The sequence below is a fragment of the Paraburkholderia sp. genome (assembly GCF_050742655.1).
GTDB lineage: Bacteria > Pseudomonadota > Gammaproteobacteria > Burkholderiales > Burkholderiaceae > Paraburkholderia.
In genome coordinates, this window is sequence record NZ_JBOIGG010000018.1 from 49,567 (window position 1) to 67,943 (window position 18,377).

Annotated in this window: 21 protein-coding genes; 12 read left to right on the forward strand and 9 right to left on the reverse strand. The window is 64.3% G+C overall.

What is annotated here, in order from left to right:
- Positions 1 to 6 precede the first annotated feature (6 nt).
- The gene (locus ACREXZ_RS23425) at positions 7 to 903 is read left to right on the forward strand and encodes a LysR family transcriptional regulator (RefSeq protein WP_431766497.1); all 897 of its coding nucleotides are present in this window, start codon (positions 7 to 9) and stop codon (positions 901 to 903) included.
- 37 nt (positions 904 to 940) lie between these two features.
- Here ACREXZ_RS23425 and ACREXZ_RS23430 read toward each other — a convergent pair whose 3' ends face one another.
- Positions 941 to 1,864, reverse strand: a complete 924-nt coding sequence (locus tag ACREXZ_RS23430; protein WP_431766498.1) for a LysR family transcriptional regulator — start codon at positions 1,862 to 1,864, stop codon at positions 941 to 943.
- A 128-nt stretch (positions 1,865 to 1,992) separates the two neighbouring features.
- Between ACREXZ_RS23430 and ACREXZ_RS23435 the strand changes: the two genes are divergently transcribed.
- Both ACREXZ_RS23435 and ACREXZ_RS23440 read left to right on the forward strand, forming a co-directional pair.
- Complete coding sequence (locus ACREXZ_RS23435; protein WP_431766499.1) at positions 1,993 to 2,544, forward strand: carboxymuconolactone decarboxylase family protein; 552 nt, start codon at positions 1,993 to 1,995, stop codon at positions 2,542 to 2,544.
- Positions 2,545 to 2,623: 79 nt separating this feature from the next.
- The gene (locus ACREXZ_RS23440) at positions 2,624 to 3,274 is read left to right on the forward strand and encodes a pyridoxamine 5'-phosphate oxidase family protein (RefSeq protein ID WP_431766500.1); all 651 of its coding nucleotides are present in this window, start codon (positions 2,624 to 2,626) and stop codon (positions 3,272 to 3,274) included.
- A 9-nt stretch (positions 3,275 to 3,283) separates the two neighbouring features.
- On the opposite strand, the gene ACREXZ_RS23445 is transcribed toward ACREXZ_RS23440, so the two are convergent.
- Positions 3,284 to 4,717 (reverse strand): PLP-dependent aminotransferase family protein, encoded by a 1,434-nt coding sequence (locus tag ACREXZ_RS23445; RefSeq protein ID WP_431766501.1) that lies wholly within the window; start codon positions 4,715 to 4,717, stop codon positions 3,284 to 3,286.
- Between the two features lie 92 nt (positions 4,718 to 4,809).
- On the opposite strand from ACREXZ_RS23445, the gene ACREXZ_RS23450 reads away from it, so the two are divergent.
- The 6 genes from ACREXZ_RS23450 (at position 4,810) to ppk2 (ending at position 9,335) form a co-directional block, all read left to right on the forward strand.
- Positions 4,810 to 5,226 (forward strand): cupin domain-containing protein, encoded by a 417-nt coding sequence (locus tag ACREXZ_RS23450; RefSeq protein ID WP_431766502.1) that lies wholly within the window; start codon positions 4,810 to 4,812, stop codon positions 5,224 to 5,226.
- Between the two features lie 65 nt (positions 5,227 to 5,291).
- Positions 5,292 to 5,927 carry a nitroreductase family protein gene (locus tag ACREXZ_RS23455; protein ID WP_431766503.1) on the forward strand — a complete coding sequence of 212 codons (636 nt, stop codon included), beginning with the start codon at positions 5,292 to 5,294 and terminating at the stop codon, positions 5,925 to 5,927.
- Positions 5,928 to 5,961: 34 nt separating this feature from the next.
- Complete coding sequence (locus tag ACREXZ_RS23460; protein ID WP_431766504.1) at positions 5,962 to 6,507, forward strand: carboxymuconolactone decarboxylase family protein; 546 nt, start codon at positions 5,962 to 5,964, stop codon at positions 6,505 to 6,507.
- Between the two features lie 66 nt (positions 6,508 to 6,573).
- Positions 6,574 to 7,491 carry an NADP-dependent oxidoreductase gene (locus ACREXZ_RS23465; protein WP_431766505.1) on the forward strand — a complete coding sequence of 306 codons (918 nt, stop codon included), beginning with the start codon at positions 6,574 to 6,576 and terminating at the stop codon, positions 7,489 to 7,491.
- A gap of 88 nt (positions 7,492 to 7,579) precedes the next feature.
- On the forward strand, positions 7,580 to 8,341 hold the full coding sequence (locus ACREXZ_RS23470) for a GNAT family N-acetyltransferase (RefSeq protein WP_431766506.1): 762 nt from the start codon (positions 7,580 to 7,582) through the stop codon (positions 8,339 to 8,341).
- Between the two features lie 67 nt (positions 8,342 to 8,408).
- On the forward strand, positions 8,409 to 9,335 hold the full coding sequence (gene ppk2 / locus ACREXZ_RS23475) for a polyphosphate kinase 2 (protein ID WP_431766507.1): 927 nt from the start codon (positions 8,409 to 8,411) through the stop codon (positions 9,333 to 9,335).
- Between the two features lie 173 nt (positions 9,336 to 9,508).
- On the opposite strand, the gene ACREXZ_RS23480 is transcribed toward ppk2, so the two are convergent.
- Together ACREXZ_RS23480 and ACREXZ_RS23485 are read right to left on the reverse strand one after the other, a co-directional pair.
- Positions 9,509 to 11,092, reverse strand: a complete 1,584-nt coding sequence (locus ACREXZ_RS23480) for an inorganic phosphate transporter (protein WP_431766508.1) — start codon at positions 11,090 to 11,092, stop codon at positions 9,509 to 9,511.
- Between the two features lie 252 nt (positions 11,093 to 11,344).
- Positions 11,345 to 11,692 carry a response regulator gene (locus ACREXZ_RS23485; protein ID WP_431766509.1) on the reverse strand — a complete coding sequence of 116 codons (348 nt, stop codon included), beginning with the start codon at positions 11,690 to 11,692 and terminating at the stop codon, positions 11,345 to 11,347.
- A gap of 111 nt (positions 11,693 to 11,803) precedes the next feature.
- Between ACREXZ_RS23485 and ACREXZ_RS23490 the strand changes: the two genes are divergently transcribed.
- A complete protein-coding gene (locus ACREXZ_RS23490) occupies positions 11,804 to 12,175 on the forward strand; it encodes a lysozyme inhibitor LprI family protein (protein ID WP_431766510.1) in 372 nt (123 codons plus the stop codon).
- 128 nt (positions 12,176 to 12,303) lie between these two features.
- Positions 12,304 to 13,110 carry an ABC transporter substrate-binding protein gene (locus ACREXZ_RS23495; protein ID WP_431766511.1) on the forward strand — a complete coding sequence of 269 codons (807 nt, stop codon included), beginning with the start codon at positions 12,304 to 12,306 and terminating at the stop codon, positions 13,108 to 13,110.
- A gap of 19 nt (positions 13,111 to 13,129) precedes the next feature.
- On the opposite strand, the gene cynS is transcribed toward ACREXZ_RS23495, so the two are convergent.
- Entirely contained in the window at positions 13,130 to 13,579 is a 450-nt protein-coding gene (gene cynS / locus ACREXZ_RS23500; RefSeq protein ID WP_431766512.1) for a cyanase, read from the reverse strand.
- Between the two features lie 252 nt (positions 13,580 to 13,831).
- Here cynS and ACREXZ_RS23505 point away from each other — a divergent pair, with 252 nt between their 5' ends.
- Positions 13,832 to 14,449, forward strand: a complete 618-nt coding sequence (locus ACREXZ_RS23505; RefSeq protein ID WP_431766609.1) for a M24 family metallopeptidase — start codon at positions 13,832 to 13,834, stop codon at positions 14,447 to 14,449.
- A 27-nt stretch (positions 14,450 to 14,476) separates the two neighbouring features.
- On the opposite strand, the gene ACREXZ_RS23510 is transcribed toward ACREXZ_RS23505, so the two are convergent.
- The 4 genes from ACREXZ_RS23510 to ACREXZ_RS23525 form a co-directional block, all read right to left on the reverse strand.
- Positions 14,477 to 14,977 (reverse strand): GAF domain-containing protein, encoded by a 501-nt coding sequence (locus ACREXZ_RS23510; protein WP_431766513.1) that lies wholly within the window; start codon positions 14,975 to 14,977, stop codon positions 14,477 to 14,479.
- A 101-nt stretch (positions 14,978 to 15,078) separates the two neighbouring features.
- Positions 15,079 to 16,458 (reverse strand): tripartite tricarboxylate transporter permease, encoded by a 1,380-nt coding sequence (locus ACREXZ_RS23515; protein ID WP_431766514.1) that lies wholly within the window; start codon positions 16,456 to 16,458, stop codon positions 15,079 to 15,081.
- Complete coding sequence (locus ACREXZ_RS23520) at positions 16,458 to 16,988, reverse strand: hypothetical protein (RefSeq protein ID WP_431766515.1); 531 nt, start codon at positions 16,986 to 16,988, stop codon at positions 16,458 to 16,460. Before ACREXZ_RS23520 ends, ACREXZ_RS23515 begins: the two co-directional genes overlap by 1 nt.
- 63 nt (positions 16,989 to 17,051) lie before the next feature.
- A complete protein-coding gene (locus ACREXZ_RS23525; protein ID WP_431766516.1) occupies positions 17,052 to 18,344 on the reverse strand; it encodes a hydroxymethylglutaryl-CoA reductase, degradative in 1,293 nt (430 codons plus the stop codon).
- Positions 18,345 to 18,377: the final 33 nt, after the last annotated feature.

Sequence of the window (18,377 nt, forward strand, 5' to 3'; positions counted from 1 at the left end):
ATCGACGTGGAACTGCTGAACTACATGCGTCTGTTCGTGGAGGTCGCGCGCACCCGGAGTTTTCGGCGGGCGGCGGACGCGCTGGACATGCCGAACTCGACGCTGTCGCGGCACATCGCGACGCTGGAGAAAACGATCGGCCTGCGGCTGCTGCATCGCTCGACGCGCAAGGTCGAGCTGACCGAAGCGGGCGAGGTGTATTTCAAGCGCTGCCAGAGCATCGTCGAGGAGGCGCGGATCGCGCACGAGTCGCTGCTCGAAGTGGCCGAGCGTCCGACCGGCACGCTGCGGGTATCGATGCCGGCGGATCTCGCCACCGGTTATCTCGCGCCGATCATCGCGGAGTTCGCGGTGGCGTATCCGCTGATCGCATTCGAGTTCGATCTGACGCCGCGCCGCATCGATCTGCAGGCAGAGCCGTTCGATCTCGCGATCCGCATGGGGCCGGCGCCCACTGCGCCATCGATGCTCATCGCGCGGCCGGTGGCGGCGCTGCCGCGGTATCTGTACGCGTCGCCGGCGTATCTGAAGCGCGCCGCGCCGCTCACGCATCCGAACGATCTCGACCGGCACGTGGTCTGCAGTGTGCAGGGCACGGCGCGGCCAGCCGATGCCGCAAGGACGTTCTATCGCGGCGGCGAGACGGTCGACGTCACGATCACGACGCGCTTCGCGATGAATAGCGTCGCGTTGAGCCGCGCGCTGGCGCTGCAAGGTGTGGGCATCGCGGTGCTGGACAACGTGCTCGCGCGTGACGACGTCGCGTTGGGCCGGCTCGTTCGTGTGCTGCCTGACTGGCGTCTCGCGCCGATCCAGGTGCACGCGATTACCGAAACGCGGTTGCTCCCGGCGAGGGCGCGGTTGTTTATTGAGTTTTTGAAGACGCGGTTGGGGGAGGGGTGACGGGGCGGTTCCGGCTTCGACTGCAAAAGCACCAACCTCACCCCCGACGTCTCCGTCCCCCTTCCTCGCCATCCATCCGAAGCCGCAGCCGCGGCGTCACGAAGTCCAGAAACGCGCGCAGTTTCAGCGGCAACGGCGCCTGTCCGCGATGCACGAGGTGGATCGGCAACGGTGCCGGTTCGAAGCGGTCGAGCACGACGCGCAGGCTCTTGTCGCGCACGGCGTCCGCGACCTGATACGACAGCACGCGCGTCAGCCCGACACCGAGCAGCGCAGCCGCGATGGCCGCGTCCGCGGTATTGACGACGAGCCGCGAATGAATCGACACCGTGAGCGCCGATTTACCCGACCCGAACCCCCACTCGCGCGCGGACTCGATGCCCTCGAACGTGATGCACCGATGCGCGGTCAGGTCGGCTGGCTTCGCCGGTGCGCGATGCCCGGTCAGATACGCGGGACTCGCGCACACCACCCGGCGGATCGTGCCGATACCGGTCGCGACCAGCGTGCTGTCGGGCAGCGTGCCGATGCGGATCGCGACGTCGACGTGCTCTTCCATCAGATGCATGAAGCGGTCCGCCAGCACGAGCCGGATGTCGATTTCCGGGTATGCCGCGAGAAACTCCGCGATAACCGGCACGACGTGCAGACGGCCGAACACGACTGGCGCCGTGACCACGAGATCGCCCTTCGGCGACGCGTATTCGCCCGTCGCCGCGCGCTCCGCTTCGCCGACCTCTTCGAGAATGCGTCGGCACGCGGCGACATACGATTGCCCGGTTTCGGTCAGCGCGAGCTGACGTGTCGTGCGATGAAGCAGACGCGTCTTCAGATGTGCTTCGAGTTCGCCGATCTTGCGGCTGACCGTCGCGAGCGGCATGCCCAGACGCCGCGCGGCCGCCGACAAACTACCCGCTTCGACGACGGCAATCAGCACGGACATCGACTCGAGTCGATCCATAGCATTCTCTCGTTGCGTGGAAGGATGATTCTCGATGGTGCTGGATTCTCTTTGAAAATGGAAGTGCGTATGGTTGGGGCTGTCGCAAACGAGCTTCATCCCGACTGGTCTTTTCAAAGGAAACCGCCATGCCCCGCATTCCCGCACCTGCCACGATCGCCGATGCACCCGCCGCGTCCCGCCCGTTGCTCGAGGCTGTCGAGCGGCAACTGGGCACCGTGCCCAATCTGTTTCGCCTGATCGGCGCGAGCCCGGCCGCGCTCGAAGGTCACATGGGTCTATCCGGCGCGCTCGGCAAGGGCACGCTGTCGTTGCAGACGCGCCAGCGGGTTGCCGTGGCGATCGCGGAATTTAACGGCTGTGACTACTGCCTGTCCGCTCACGCGTATCTCGCGAAGCATCTTGCGAAGATGGACGACACGGAGATCGCTGCGAGTCGCGATGGTCATTCGAGCGACCCCAAAGCGGAAGCGGCAGTGCGCTTTGCGCTCGCCGTCGCGCAGCAGCGCGGCCGTGTGGCCGACGCCGATCTCGATGCGGTTCGTGCGGCCGGCTACGACGATGCGCAGATCGTCGAAATCGTGCAGCACGTCGCGTTGAACACATGGACGAACTATCTCAACCTGGTCGCGCGGACCGACATCGATTTTCCGGTGCTGCACACGCGGCACGCTGCCTGAACGCGTGAAGGCTGCCACGCCGACGTGGCCGACGTGGCCGACGTGGCCGACGTGGCGATACTCCGCGAGGAGAACAGTGATGACAGACACCCTGATATTTCCCAGTGACGTAGCGTTCTCGCCGACCGTCAAGTCGATGCAACAGCGTCTCGGTTCGCGCGACGGCTACGCGCGGCTGGAGCAGGCCCACGGCTGGGAGACGCGTATCACGCCGGACCTCGCGGCATTTATCGCGCGGCAGACCAGCGTGTTCCTCGCGACCGCGAGCGACGACGGGCAGCCGTACATCCAGCACCGTGGCGGACCCGCGGGCTTCCTGCGGGTCCTCGACGACAGGACGATTGCCTTTGCCGATTTCGCCGGCAACCGGCAGTACATCACGCTGGGTAATCTCGCCGACAACCCGAAGGCCCATCTGTTTCTGATCGACTATGCGCAGCGCCGACGCGTCAAGATCTGGGGCGAAGCGCGCGCGGTGGAAGACGACGATGCACTCGTCGCATCGTTGATGCCGGCGGGCTACAAGGCGCGCGGAGAGCGGGCTATCGTTTTCACGGTGACGGCGTGGGACGCGAATTGTCCGCAGCACATTCCCCGTCGTTTCGAAGCGGCGGACGTCGCCGCGGCGCTGGACGAGCGGGACCGGCGCATCGCCGAACTGGAAGACGAGGTGCGTCAGCTGCGCGCGGCGGCGAGTAGTCGCGTGGAATCAAGAGTAAGCGGTCGATGAACGACGCCCTTACGTGATGCCTCTAACACCAGGCTGGCAATATCGGTCGATGATCTCGAACAGTCGAAGGCACGATGTAGCGAGGTACGGTTCAGGCACTGTGGCAACCCCGAGCAAAAGGCCGGGCAACGCCCAGGATGGAGTCGCGAACCACATCGACAAAGGCGATGGTGCCAGGCCAAAGGTCATCGCTTCCCGAACGATCTGCACGTCGGGCGCGCCGTCGGGGAGTCTGAGAAGTACTGCCAGGCCGGCCTTAACCCACTCTGCGTCGCGCATTCGTAACTGCTCGCATAGCGCGTCACGCTGGGCAGAATATAGACGCTTGAGCCGACGTACGCGCCGGATGTAGTGGCCGTCACGCATAAATTGAGCCGTGGCGAGTTGAATTACCGGTGAGGGTGCGGGCGCAAGCGTTGCGGCTACCTCGGAGAACGCGGTAGCCAGTTCGGCGGGCGCCACAACAAATCCAAGTCGCAACCCCGGGCTAACAGTCTTGCTGAAAGAACCTATGTGGATAACCCGTTTGCCCTTGTCCAGGGACGCCAGGGCGGGTGCTGCTCTGCCTTCCAGTTGTAGCTCGCTGAGGTAGTCATCTTCGATGATCCAGGCGTCGCTCGAGACCGCCCATTCAAGCAGCTGAAGCCGTCGCCTCAAAGACAGGGTCGAGCCCAGGGGAGCTTGTTGCCCAGGCGTCACGACGGCTAACGCGGCGTCTGCAGCGTTCTCGATTCCGTAGCCTACGTTGAGGCCTTCGGCGTCCACCGGTACAGGCACGATACTCAAACGAGCGAGCTCCAACCCCTTCCGGGTAAGAAGGAAACCGGGCTCTTCCATCCAGACCTTCTTACCTTCCAGACCTAACACTCGCAGGGCAAGGCCTAAGCCGGAGCTGTATCCCGAAGTGATAAACACCTGCTCCGGGAAGCAGTGGAGGTTTCTAGCGATGGAGAGATAGCCCGCAATCTCTCTGCGCAGCTCGAACTCCCCTCTAGGATCGGGATAGACCAGCGACGAGAAAGATCCCGTCTTCAATAGATTGGAAGAGCGTGCGCGCGCGAAAAGCTTTTCCGGTAGGCCCTCCAACGCAGGAATGCCGAGCTGAAAGATCGCTGGCCCAGCCATCATCTCCTGATAGGTTCTCATGAATGTTCCGGGCTGCGGCGCTTCTGGTTGAGCTGCCGCCGCGCGGGGCCGCGGCGCCACGCGGGTGCCCCTTGCTCCGAATGTTTCGATCATCTGAGAGTCGGATAGCCGCTCATACGCCGCTTGAACTGTACCGCGCGCCACACCAAGGTGCGCAGCCAGGTCCTGCCATGAGGGCAATCGGGTGCCAGGTGCGAGCAGGCCTGACTCGATTGCCCTGGTGATACTCGTGCGTATCTGTTCTGACAGGGGCAGCTTCGCTGTCCGGTCGAGGTGAATCTGCAGGTTTGAATCCATATTCTTGGTACACACAAAACAGGGGGATCTTGGTTCTTCTTTTCGTACCATCGATGGTCCAAGATGCGAAGGTCAAATGGAGAAACCCGACCATGATCATTCGTCCGATTCTGACTGGATTTTGCGCGACAGCTGCAATCTTCGCCAGCGCTAGCGCCGCAGCGCATGGGCCCGGCGACATTGTGAAGCCGAACTTTGAACAAACGATTCCCAATCTGCCGGGCAAATCACTCGTCGCTGTAGAAGTCGAGTATCCGCCAGGCGCTGCGTCGTTACCTCATGTGCACGCGAAGTCCGCCTTCATTTACGCGTACGTGGTATCGGGCGCAGTCGAATCAAAGGTCAACGATGGTGACGTGCACGTGTACCGCGCTGGCGAGAGCTGGTCCGAACCACCCGGCGCAAGTCATCCCGTCAGCCGGAACGCGAGCAAAACCCAACCTGCAAAGCTGTTGGCGGTATTCGTCGTTGACAGCAACGACAAAGAACTGACCACGCCAGTCAGGTAAAGACCATCCTGGAGCGCGAAAGCACGCTTGTACCTCAACCTATCCCTTCACCCACAGGAATGACCATGAGCAACGGAACCACCAGGAGCAATGCCGTCATCGAATGTATCGTGAGCCGCAGCGCCGCCAAGTATTACGACCCTGCCGCCACCTTGAGCGACGACCAGATTCGCGAGCTGGTAAGAATCGGTACGACTGCGCCGACATCCTTCCACTTGCAGAACTGGCGCTTCATCGCTGTGCGCACGCGTGAAGCCAAGGCCCGGCTGAAGCCGATTGCCTGGAATCAGCCCGCGATCACCGATGCGGCCGTTACCTTCATCGTCTGCGGTCAACTGGCCGATGCCAGCGTAATACCAGAACGCCTGGCTCCGCTGGTGGAAGCGGGCGTCATGCCGGCAACGATGGTGCCGGAATGGGAAATCCCCGCACGCGATCTATACATGGAGTACCCGCAGCGCCAGCGGGACGAGGCAGTACGCACCGGCACCTTCGGCGCGGCGGCGATGATCTATGCCGCCCGCTCGCTGGGCCTGGGTTCGACGCCGATGATCGGGTTCGATGCCGAAGCGGTGCACCGCGAGTTCGCGCTGAGCAAGAACGAAGTACCGGTCATGCTGTTGTCCATAGGGGCGGAGCGTCCGGGAAACTGGGCGCAGAAACCGCGCCGTCCGGTGACCGATGTGCTGGACCTCGTTTAACTTTTATTAGAACCTGCAACTGACGGAGAATGTGATGGCAAGAACTGCAGCGCTAAAGCCGGAGCAGGTGCCGGCCGATTCGAAACCGACTCTCGACGCATTCACCAGGAACATCGGGTTCACACCCAATATGATGGCGGCCTTTGCCCAGAGCCCGATCGCGTTCAACGCCTGGGCCACCCTGCTCGGGTCCTTGAGCAAGGCGCTCGACGTGAAGACGCGTGACAGCATCGGGCTCGCGGTCTCCGAAGTGAATGGCTGCAACTACTGCCTGACGGTTCACAGCATGACAGCCGAGCATATGGCAAAGTTGCCCGCCGATGAAATCATTCTCGCCCGGAAGGGCCATGCCACCGACCCGAAGCGGGACGCCGCCGTCCAGTTTGCGCGTAGAGTCATCGAGACGCGCGGAAAGGTCAGTGACGCCGATCTGAAAGCGGTCCGCGATGCCGGCCACACGGACGCGAACGCCATGGAGATCGTCGCGCTGGTGGCCATGTACTCGCTGACGAACTTTTTCAATAACGTGTTCGATCCCGTGCAGGACTTTCCGGCCGTTACGCCGGCTGGCTCGATCTGAACTCTATTCGCTCGTGTGCAAAAGAATTCGGCAGATGACGATATACCCCACACAAGGAGTTGGGCGATGAAGGCAATCATTGTGACGGAGCAGGCTGCGGGAACGGCCGGGATGAAGCTGACGGAGCGACCCGAGCCGCAGGCAGCGATAAACGACGTCGTCGTTCAGGTTCACGCGTCGGGGTTCACCGGGGATGAGCTGACGTGGCCCCCGACCTGGACCGATCGCCTCAACCGTGACCGGACACCGTCGATTCCAGGGCACGAGCTGGCCGGAGTGGTTACCGCCCTCGGCTATGGCACGACGGGGCTGTCAGTGGGCCAGCGGGTGTTCGGTCTCACGGACTGGACTCGCGACGGCACACTGGCCGAGTACACGGCCGTCGAGGCGCGCAACCTCGCGCCGCTGCCGGGCGACGTCGACTTCACGGTGGGCGCGAGCCTGCCGATGCCGGGCCTGACTGCGTGGCAGGGACTGTTCGGGCATGGTCGCCTTCGGGCGGGGCAGAGCGTCCTTGTGCACGGTGCGGCCGGCGTAGTCGGGTCGATGGTCACCCAGCTTGCGCGTGAGTACGGCGCCTACGTCATCGGTACCGGACGCGCTGCCAACCGTCAGACCGCGCTCGACTTCGGCGTGCAGGAGTTCGTCGACCTCGAGAACGACACCCTGGAAGACGTCGGCGGCGTCGATCTGGTTTTCGATGTCTTCGGCGGCGACATCGTGAAGCGGTCTGCGGGCCTGATTCGAGCCGGAGGAACGCTGGTGACTATCGCCGGGCCGACCGGGGCGCGGCCTGTCGATGGCCTCGTGGTCGACTTCGTTGTCGAGTCCGATCGCGCCCAGCTGGGTGAGATCGTCCAGCGGGTGCGAGACGGGCGACTGCGGACGAACATCGGCACCGTCGCGACCCTCGACGATGCCGTCGCCGCCTTCAACCCGACCGGGCGGATCAAGGGGAAGACGATCATCCGCGTTCGTCCGTGAGGACGCGAGGACCCGAGGAGGGCGAGCGGTTCTGCCCTCCTCGTGGATCATCGTTGCCCCTTTGGATCGTGGCCTCGCTCGTCGAAACGTGCAAAGCCAGCAAAGTCGACGCATACCGCTATCTGACCGAGTGATTCAAGGCGTTGCCTTACGCGCGAAGCGCCCAGATCACGCCGCGGCAGGCGGGGCACGTAGAATGGTGCGCACATCCCACCATCCCGTTCTCCCGATGCCGCTCATCACCGAAGTCACCGCGCAGCATGTCGATCGTTGGGCCGAGCACCTCGAGCGGATTTTCCTGGAATCTGGGCGGGAAGGCACGCCGTTGTTCTCCCCGTACGAGACGTCGCCCAGCGCATCGTCGCCCGAAGGACGCAGCCGCTACGAAAAGCGTTTCGCGTTGCCGGTGAAATCGCCGGGATGGGGGCGCGCGTGGACGATCGACGATGCCGACGGCCGCGCGATCGCGCACCTCGATCTCGTGGGCTCCGTCATCCCGTCGGAGATGCACCGCGCGACGCTCGGCATCGGCTGCGAGCGCGCCTTTTGCCGGCAGGGGTACGGCCGGGCGATGATGCGTCACGCGGTCGATTTCGTCGTGGACAACGGGATCGAATGGATCGATCTGCACGTGTTCAACGAGAACGACGTGGCGATTGCGTTGTACCGGTCGTTCGGTTTCGTCGAGACGGGCCGTTCCGTGGACCGGTTCCGTCTGCGCGGGCGCTCGGTGGACGACGTGACGATGAGCCTGCGTGTGTCGCCTTCGCAGAACGCGGCCGCATACGGGACCAACCCCCGGACCGAGCCCCGAATCAGAAGCGGTAACACGCCTGACACTACCCGTTAAGATAATCGTGGGTTGACGCCGCGCCGGACACGGCGCATTTCCCTATCCGTCGCCGAGGAGAATCGCGATGAACGAGCAGGATCCGAGACCCGATGCACTGCTGGACGAGCGGCGTCGCCGCTTCGAGGAAGATCTCGTCGATGCGTATGACGAAGAACTCGAGATGGAAGTCGACGACCGGCTGCTCGACGGGTCGGCCGGGCTCACACCCGAGGCTCGTGAGGCACGCAAACACTATTTCCGCGAACTGTTCCGGTTGCAGGGCGAACTCGTCAAGCTGCAGGACTGGATCGTCCATACCGGGCACCGGATGGTCGTGATCTTCGAAGGACGCGATGCGGCGGGCAAGGGCGGGGCGATCAAGCGCATCACGCAGCGGCTCAATCCGCGCGTGTGCCGGGTCGTCGCACTGCCTGCGCCGAGCAATCGCGAGCGTACACAGTGGTATTTCCAGCGTTATGCGACGCATCTGCCGGCCGGCGGCGAGATGGTGCTGTTCGACCGTAGCTGGTACAACCGCGCGGGCGTCGAGCGCGTGATGGGCTTTTGCAACGACGACGAATACGAAGAGTTTTTCCGCTCGGTGCCCGAGTTCGAAAAGATGCTCGTGCGCAGCGGCGTGCAGATTCTGAAGTACTGGTTTTCGATCACCGACGAAGAGCAGGAAATTCGCTTCCAGGCGCGCATTCACGATCCGCTTAAACAGTGGAAGCTGAGCCCGATGGACCTCGAAAGCCGGCGTCGCTGGGAAGCGTACACGCACGCGAAGGAAGTGATGCTGCAGCGCTCGCATATCCCGGAAGCGCCGTGGTGGGTCGTGCAGGCCGTCGACAAGAAGCGCGCGCGGCTGAACTGCATTCACCATCTGCTGAGCCAGGTGCCGTATCACGAGGTCGAGCACTCGCAGGTATCGCTGCCGGAGCGCGTGCATCACGAGGAATACATCCGCCAGCCGGTGCCGGCGAACATGATCGTTCCCGATATCTACAAATGATGTTCCACGCCGGCCCGCAGCCTCGCCGCGGGTCGGTGCGAAGCATCGCGCAAGACATGGCGGAAAAAAAGCAGCGCGGTCGAACCGCGCTGCCTGATCGCTGAAGCCGAAGCACCTTCAATTGCGCTGAAATCTCTTCAACCGGCAATCCTCTGCCGGTCGCACACCGGAAGTCAGAACACCTGACGGAACACCCAGTACAGCCCGCCCGCGAGTGCGATCGACACCGGCAGTGTCAGCACCCACGCGAGCACCAGGCTGCGCACCGTATTCCATTGCAGGCCCGAACCGTTCGCGGCCATCGTGCCCGCCACACCCGACGACAGCACGTGCGTCGTCGATACCGGCAGGCCGTACATGTCCGCTGCGCCGATGGTCACCATCGCGACCAGTTCGGCCGATGCGCCCTGGCCGTAGGTCAGATGCTGCTTGCCGATCTTCTCGCCGACCGTCACGACGATCCGCTTCCAGCCGACCATCGTGCCGAGGCCGAGCGCGATCGCGACGGCCACCTTCACCCACGTCGGAATGAACTTGGTCGCGTGGTCGGTCTGCTTCTTGAAGTTGTCGATCGCGGCCTGGTCTGCCGTCGAGAACGCCGGCTGCTTCGCCTTGTCGATCAGGCGAATCGCTTCTGACGCGACGTACATGTTGTTGCGCACGTTGTCGACGCTGGCCTGCGGTACGTTCGCCATCGAGCCCGATGCGCCAACCTGCTGGCCGATCTGTGCCGTCAGCTGCTGCAATGCGGGCAGCGTGGCCGGCGTCAGCTGGCGCGTCTGGACGAAGGTTTCGACGTCGCGGCGCGGATCCGTCGACGCCGGTGCGCCGTTCGTGTAGTGACCGAGTGCGCCCGCAGCCTGCTGCGCGACGGCGACGAAGGTCTGCGATTCGGCGGGCGTTACGGCCTTGTTCAGCGCGTACGCGGTAGGCACCGTGCCGATCAGGATCAGCATGATCAGGCCCATGCCCTTCTGGCCGTCGTTCGAACCGTGCGCGAACGACACGCCCGTGCAGGTGAGGATCAGCAGGCAGCGGATCCAGAACGGCGGCGGCTTGTTGCCGGTCGGCTCCGCGTACAGCGCGGGCACGCGTATGAGGGCCTTCATCACCACCAGCAGCAGCGCCGAGAGCAGGAAGCCGACGACCGGCGAGAACAGCAGCGACTTGCCGACGCCGAGCGCCTGGCCCCAGTCCACGCCGCTCGTGCCGGACGCGCCATGCAGCATCTGGTTCATCAGGCCGACGCCGATGATCGAGCCGATCAGCGTGTGCGAGCTCGACGACGGCAGGCCGAAGTACCAGGTGCCGAGATTCCAGATGATCGCGGCGATCAGCAGCGCGAACACCATCGAGAAGCCCGCGCCGCTGCCGACCTGCAGGATCAGCTCGACGGGCAGCAGTTGCAGGATGCCGAACGCGACCGCGCCGGTCGACGTCAGCACGCCGAGAAAATTCCACCCGCCGGACCAGACGACCGCGAGATTCGGCGTCAGCGAATGCGTGTAGATCACCGTGGCGACCGCGTTCGCGGTGTCGTGGAAGCCGTTCACGAATTCGAAGCCGAGCGCGATCAGCAGCGCGATGGCGAGCAGCAGATAGGGCAGCACCGACGATTGCCGTACCGGCGCGAGATCGTCAATCAGATGCGTCGCGCAGTAGATCGCACCGATGGCGATCACAACCAGGAAGATCAGCAGGCCGATGCTACGGCGACCGCTCGAGGCACTCGACTGGGGATACGAAAGTTCCGGCATGGACTTGTCTCTCGGTGAGGGCGCGGGAACTTACGATCGTCGTCGGGGCGTGTGTCGTGGAGATGACAAAGCGGTGTCAGATATGCCCCCTATGGGCGCGAGGTCATGAGGAGGCTGGCTGCGTGCGGCAGGGAGGCAGAGTCGGGAGTTGCCCCAGGTATCGTGGGAGACGCGGGAAACGCGGAAACGGGGCGTGAGGACGAGTGGAGGCGAATCGCGCCTTGCGAACCGGGGCAAATTCGACGCGAGGCGTTATCCCGTGAGCGCGCGGCGGACCATGTCGAGCAGCTTCGCGACCGGAAACGGTTTGCGCAAAAAGCCGTGGACCGTGACGCCAGGCGGCGACGCGATCGCGGACGTCATCACGACGGGAATGTCGGCAAACTGCGGTACGGATTGCAACGCTTTCACGAGGGCGACGCCGTCCATGCCCGGCATCATCCAGTCGGACACGACGACGTCGGGGCGCTCGCTACGCGCGGAGCGCATCGCGAGCGTCCCGTCGGCGGCGGTCCGCACGCGGTAACCCTCGCCTCTCAACAGCGTTTCCATCGCCTGCAGCAGATTGAGGTCGTCTTCGACGAGCAGTATCGTTGCCATTTTGTTTCCTGAACTTCAACGCGATGTAGCAATCCGTGTTCCACGTCGGCGAACGGCGAACTCGCTGCGGGGCGTTTGGTCTCATCGGCACGCATTTTCATTGGAGTCCCTATGCGTTCATTCCCAAGCCGTGGTCGTTTCGTTGCCGCTGCGCTGTGCGCGGCCGTGCTGTGTACGCTGCCGGGCGGTGCGGCATGGGCCGCGAGCTTCGACTGCGCGCAGGCGAAGCAGCCGGACGAGCGCGCGATCTGCGCGTCGCGCGTGCTGAGCGAGCAGGACGTCGAGATGGCGGTGCGCTACGAGATGCTGACCGGGCTCGTCGCGATGGGCACGCGCGGCGACATGCAGGAAGCGCAGCACGACTGGCTGCAACGGCGCGCCCGCTGCGGTGCGTCGCGTAGTTGCCTCGCCAGCGCGTACCGCGAGCGGATCGACGCCCTCAAGCAGCAGTACCAGCAATTAAAGAGCCGCGGTCCGTTCTAGGCGATTTCTTGCATCCGTCCTCGCACCCGGCGTGCCCGGGTTTTCTGATCGTCGATAATGCGCGTTGCATGCGCGCGCAGTTAGCGCGCGATTTCAACGGTGTCACGGAGAGTCGGGAAGCGCACGAGATGAAAACGAAAACGACATGGAAGGGGTTGCTGGGGGCATTGCTCGGGGTGCTGCTGGTCGCGGCGGGCACTGCCAGCACTGCAAACGCGAAGGATTGGTCGACGATCCGTTTCGGCGTCGACGCGAGCTATCCGCCGTTCGAATCGAAGGCCGCGGACGGCAAGCTGGTCGGTTTCGACATCGACGTCGGCAATGAGCTGTGCCGGCGCCTGAATGCGAAGTGCGTGTGGGTCGAGAACGCGTTCGACGGGATGATCCCCGGTCTGAAGGCCCGCAAGTTCGACGGCGTGCTGTCGACGATGTCGATGACGCCCGCGCGCGTCAAGCAGATCGCGTTCTCGTCGAAGCTGTTCCATGTGCCGACGCGTCTCGTCGCGAAGAAAGGCTCGAACATCGAGCCGACCGCGGATTCGCTCGCCGGCAAATCGGTCGGCGTCGAGCAGGGTTCGATGCAGGAAACCTATGCGAAGACCCACTGGGGCGCGAAGGGCGTGAACATCGTGTCGTACGCGGATCAGGACCAGGTGTACGCGGACCTGCTCGCCGGACGGCTCGACGCATCGCTGCAGAACGCGGTGCAGGCCGAGCGCGGCTTTCTGGAGACGTCGCGTGGCGCGCCGTACGCGTTCGCCGGTCCGACGCTCGAAGACAGCGCGATCTTCGGACCTGGCACTGGCATTGGACTGCGCAAGGAAGACACGGATCTGAAAGAAAAGCTCGACGCCGCGATTGCCGCGATGATCAAGGACGGCACCTACAAGCGCATCGCGGACAAGTATTTCGACTTCGACGTCTACGGCGGCTGATGCGTGCGTCGGTGGCGCGTCAGTAACGCTTGTACGGCAGGAATTTGCCGGACAGTACGACCTTGACGCGGTCACCTTTCGGATCGGCTTCGCGCTGGATGTCCATCGAGAAGTCGATCGCGCTCATGATGCCGTCGCCGAATTCCTCGTGGGTCAGCTCCTTGATCGTCGTGCCGTACACGTTGACGATCTCGTACCAGCGGTAGATCAGCGGATCGGTCGGCACGGCGGTCGGCAGCGAGCCTTTGTACGGCACGATCTGCAGCCACGCGACGGCCTCGTCGGACAGCCCGAAAATTTCGCCCGCCGTTTCGGCCTCGCTCTTGCTGAAGGTCATCTGGCCGAGGCACGCGGCCGTCGTCCATTCCTTGCTCTGGCCGATCCTGGCGGCGACGTCGGCCCACTTCAGGCCCTTCGCCACCTTGGCGGCGACGATCATCCGGGTCACTTCGTCACGACTCGATATCATGGTGCTCTCCGTCAAAAAGGAATGGCCGCGTGTGTCGCGCATGGGCGGACACACGGGTTGAGCCATTCTACGGACAGCAAAAATCGCGCGGGCAAGGGTGCGGGGGGAGTAGGGGTATTGCGTGCGCTGTCGCCTGTTGCGCCGACGGCGGCGCATCCGGCGCATGCGCGGTAACATCGCCCCTATTCACTGGAGACTGGAGGACGTGACGTGAGCGGAGCAACACAGGAAGCGGTGGGCGAGCGTTTTTCGATGGACGCGATGCGGTACGCAAAGACGATGACGTGGAAAGCGGTGGATGAGATCGCCGCGCGGATTCGTCCGGGTATGCGCGAGTCCGAAGCGAACGCACTCGGCCGGGACGTGCTCGCGGGTATCGGCATGGACCGGATCTGGCATCCGGTGAAGATCCGCTTCGGCGAGAACACGCTGAGAACATTCAAGGAGCCCTCGACGAGCGACCCGGTGCTCGCCGGGAACGATATTTTCTTCATCGATCTGGGCGTCGTGTGGGACGGCCACGAAGGCGATGCGGGCGCCACGTTCGTGGTCGGCGACGATGCCGGTATGCACGCCTGTGCGCAGGCCTGCAAGACCGTGTTCGACGAAGTCGAGCATCACTGGCGCACGACCGGCGCTGGCGGCAAGGCGCTATACGACTACGCGGCGGCGCGCGCCCAAGCGGCGGGCTGGCGGTTGAACGTAGACATCAAGGGACATCGCGTCAGCGATTTTCCGCACGCGGTTCACAAAGCGGGCAAGCTCGGCGACTACGATCCGCGTCCGGCCGAAGGGCTGTGGATTCTTGAAATCCAGATCGCGCATCGGGAGCGCCCGTTCGGCGCTTTCTACGAGGACCTGCTGCTGTAGCTTTGCCTCAGACGCTCTCACGCGCGTTCATGTGCGCGGCCACGCGATTTCCATGAACGCGGCGCACAGCGCTTCCATGCCGCGCGCGTCGTCTTCGTCGAAACGGTTCATCACTGGACTGTCGACGTCCCACACGCCCACGAGCGAGCCGTCGGCTGCGATCAGCGGCACCACGACTTCCGATTGCGATGCGGCATCGCACGCGATGTGCCCCGGGAACGCGTGCACGTCGCGCACCAGCTGGGTTGTGCGGCTCTGCGCGGCGGTGCCGCACACGCCGCGGCCCAGCGCGATGCGCACGCACGCGGGCTTGCCCTGAAACGGACCGACCACCAGTTCGCGGCCGTCGTGGAAATAGAAGCCGGCCCAGTTCAGATCGGGCAGCGAATGAAAGACCAGCGACGAAAAATTCGCCGCGTTGGCGATCCGATCGGGCTCGTCGGCGAGCAATGAACGGGCTTGCGCGACGAGTTCGGCGTAATGGTCGACTTTGGACAGCGACGGATTCTGGCTGGAGAGCGCGAACATGGATAAGGCGATCGAGGTGCCGGCGCGATGCCGGTCGGGACCGCAAGGATAACGCGTGCGCGATCTGGGCGCATGACGTGGCCCGACTGCCCACGCGCCGCCTAAAACACTTTCGCGAACGCCGGCACGCTCAGCACCGCGACGTAATAGCCCATGAACTGCACGCCGGTGTTGAACGCGAACACGCGTCCGAGCAGGCCGCCAAACAGTCCCACCGTGAGGATCACGGCCAGCCCGAGCCCTTGACCTTCCCAGACGCTGATCACGACGATGAGACCCGCGAAGGTCGCGATGATCGCTTCGTGGCTCAATCGGCGCGCGACGAACGAGGCCGCGCGATGCGCGTAGTTCATCGCGAGCGGATACGCGACGAGCGCGGCGAGCACGATCGCGAGCAGTCCGTAGCCGAGGAACTGTCCGCTCGACATCAACGTATGCAGGTTGTCGATGTGACCGGTCGCGGTGTCGACGGTGAAGCGCGGCGGCGCGTTGAACAACGGCGCCGCGGGACCGGCCGCGACGGGGCTCAACGGCAGGCCGAAGGCAATCAGCGGAATCAGCGCTTCGGCGATGTAGGTCGCTTCGGTGACGCCGTTGCGCGCGGCGATCACTGTGGTGAGTCTGTGATACGCGTGGCGGATGCGCGCGCCGACCAGTTCGCCCATCACGACTGTCATCGCGACCGGACTGAACACGAAGGTCGCACTCGAGATGGCCGCTGTCGCAACGGTCCACGTCGCCTGCTGACGGTCCAGCACCTTGAACGGATTGGGGAAGTAGCCCCGCCAGCCCTTGACGTCGGGGGCGAGCGAGAACGTTGCCGGTCCGCTGCGGCGCATGCGCGCACGCTCGACCGGCGAGAGAATCGCGAAGAGATCCGCGACGAGCGGCCCGATCGCGATGCCGAGAAAATAGCTCACGCTGAGCTTCACGCCGTATTTGCCGGTGAGCGCCTGCAGACCCACGATCAGGAAAACAAACGGGATCAGCAGCAGCACGCTGGCCCAGCGCCCTGCGGAAAGGTACGCAATGCCCAGCGCGGCGAACAGGAAGACCCACGGCGCGGCCTTCGCGATTGCGCCGCCGAACGGGGCGAGCAGAATCGCGAACAGCACCGCGAGCGGCAACGAGACGAACGCCGCGACGATCGCGCCTGAGATCATCTTGCGCAGCGCGATGTGCGGGACGCCGAGTGCGCGCAGCATCGTCGCCTGCGGCAATAGCGGTGCGGCCAGGGTGTCGCCGGGAATGCCGAGCAACGCCGTCGGGATCGCATGCGTCATGTGCTTCGCGACCGCACCAGCGAGGAAGAACGTAAAGACCCCGGCGGGCGGCACGCCGAGCAGTGCGACCAGCAGCGTGAGCGGAGCGATCGTCGTCGTCTCGTCGGTGCCGGAGACGAGGCCCACGCCGGCGAATACGACGGCGCCGAGCAGACCCATCGCGAACGCGGGGAAGAACGTATGGAGCAGGGCGTCCATCAGCGCGCTCCCGTTGGCAGATGCGGCGCAGCGGCGTGCGTCTCGTCGCGAGGTACACCGTCCGTGCCGGACGCCTCGAACGCGGCGAACAACTCGAGCAGGCCCAGTTCTTCCATCTCCGCTCTGGCGCTAGCGGGCGCGTCCGCGAGACGGCCGATGCCGCCCGCTTCGGCCGCGAGTTGCGCGAGGACGTTCATGCGCTCGGCTTCGTCGGCCGTATGCTCGACGACAGTTCGCTTCGGCTTGAAGAGGCGCGCGCAGATCGCGCCGGCGAGCAGGCAGCCGGCCAGTCCGACCAGCATCGCGTAGGCGCGCACGATCGCAGCGTCGTGCACGATGACCGCGAGCGCGCGCTGACCGGCCTCGAACGCACCGAGGCTGATCGCGACGCCCAGCGCGACCGACCACGCAAGATGATGCAGATCCACCGTGTCGCCCCATACCTCGACGAGCGTCGTCGGGTTCGTTGCTTCGCCGGCGGTTGTGGTTTGTGAGGCCTTAGGCGTGGCCTCGATGAAGTCATGCTTCATGTGTCTCCTCCAGTACTGGAGTTTTTATAGGGCGCCTTTGCACGGGCGCCTGCGTGGAATTTTTCAGCGGACTGTATCGCGTGGACCGGCGAGCAGCGTCATCGCGAAGTCGGTGCGCACGTCTTTCGCTGCGATCATTTTCTTCACGACCCAGTCGACGTCCGCGCCCGTTGCGCCCGCGACGAGCGCGATGTTGCGCGCGTGCAGCGCCATGTGGCCGCGCTGGATGCCTTCGGTCGCGAGCGCGCGCAGTGCGCCCATGTTTTGCGCGAGGCCGACCGCCGCGGCGATTTCTCCGAGTTCCTGTGCCGACGTCACGTCCAGGATTTTCAGTGCGAGACGCGCCAGCGGATGCGTCTTCGTCGCGCCGCCGACCAGACCGACCGGCATCGGCAGTTCGATCGTGCCGACGAGATCGCCGTTGTTGGCTCGCTCCCATGTCGTCAGCGAAGTGTATCGGCCGCTGCGGCTCGCGTACGCGTGCGCACCGGCCTCGACCGCGCGCCAGTCGTTGCCGGTCGCGACGAACACAGGATCGATGCCGTTCATGATGCCCTTGTTGTGCGTGGCCGCACGATACGGATCGGTGACGGCGAACTGATAGGCGTCGATCACACCGTCGATCACTTCGTCACCCGAATATTGGCTCGTCTTGAGCGTTTCGGGCGCATAGCGGACCTGCGCGCGCGCGAGCCGCAGATCGGCGAGATTGGACAGGATGCGCAAACGCACCTTGCCGCCGGTGATGTCCTCGATGCGCGGAGCCACGGTCTCCGCCATCGTGTTGACGGTGTTCGCACCCATCGCATCGCGCACGTCGACGATCAGATGCGCGACGACCATCGCCCCGCGCGCCGTGTCCGGAAAGACGTGCACCTCGATATCGCGGCAGCCGCCGCCGAGGCCGATCAGAACCTTGTCGCGGCTGTTCGCGAGTTCGATGAGTTCGTCCTTGTGCTTGAGGATCGAAAGCCGTGCGCCGTACGGATCGCTCACGTTGACGACCTGCACCTGCGCGCGCATCAGCGGTCCGGTGCTCGATGTGCGAAAGCCACCGGCTTCGCGTGCGAGCTTCGCCATGAACGAAGCGGCCGCGACGATCGACGGTTCCTCCACGGCCATCGGCACGATCACGTCGCGGCCGTTGATCTGGAAGTAGCCGGCAACGGCCAGCGGCAATTCGAACGTGCCGATGACGTTTTCGATCATGCCGTTGGCCGTTTCGAGCGACAGCGCGCCGGGCTTCGCGAGCTGCGCGACCTGGCTGTCGTCCAGACCGACCGCCTTGCCCAGATGAGCGAGCCGTTGTTCAGGCGAAAGCGAGCGGAAGTTCGGGAGCGCGGAATGGATGGGCATCGTTCGTCCTTGCATTGCGTGGCCGCTTGCGGC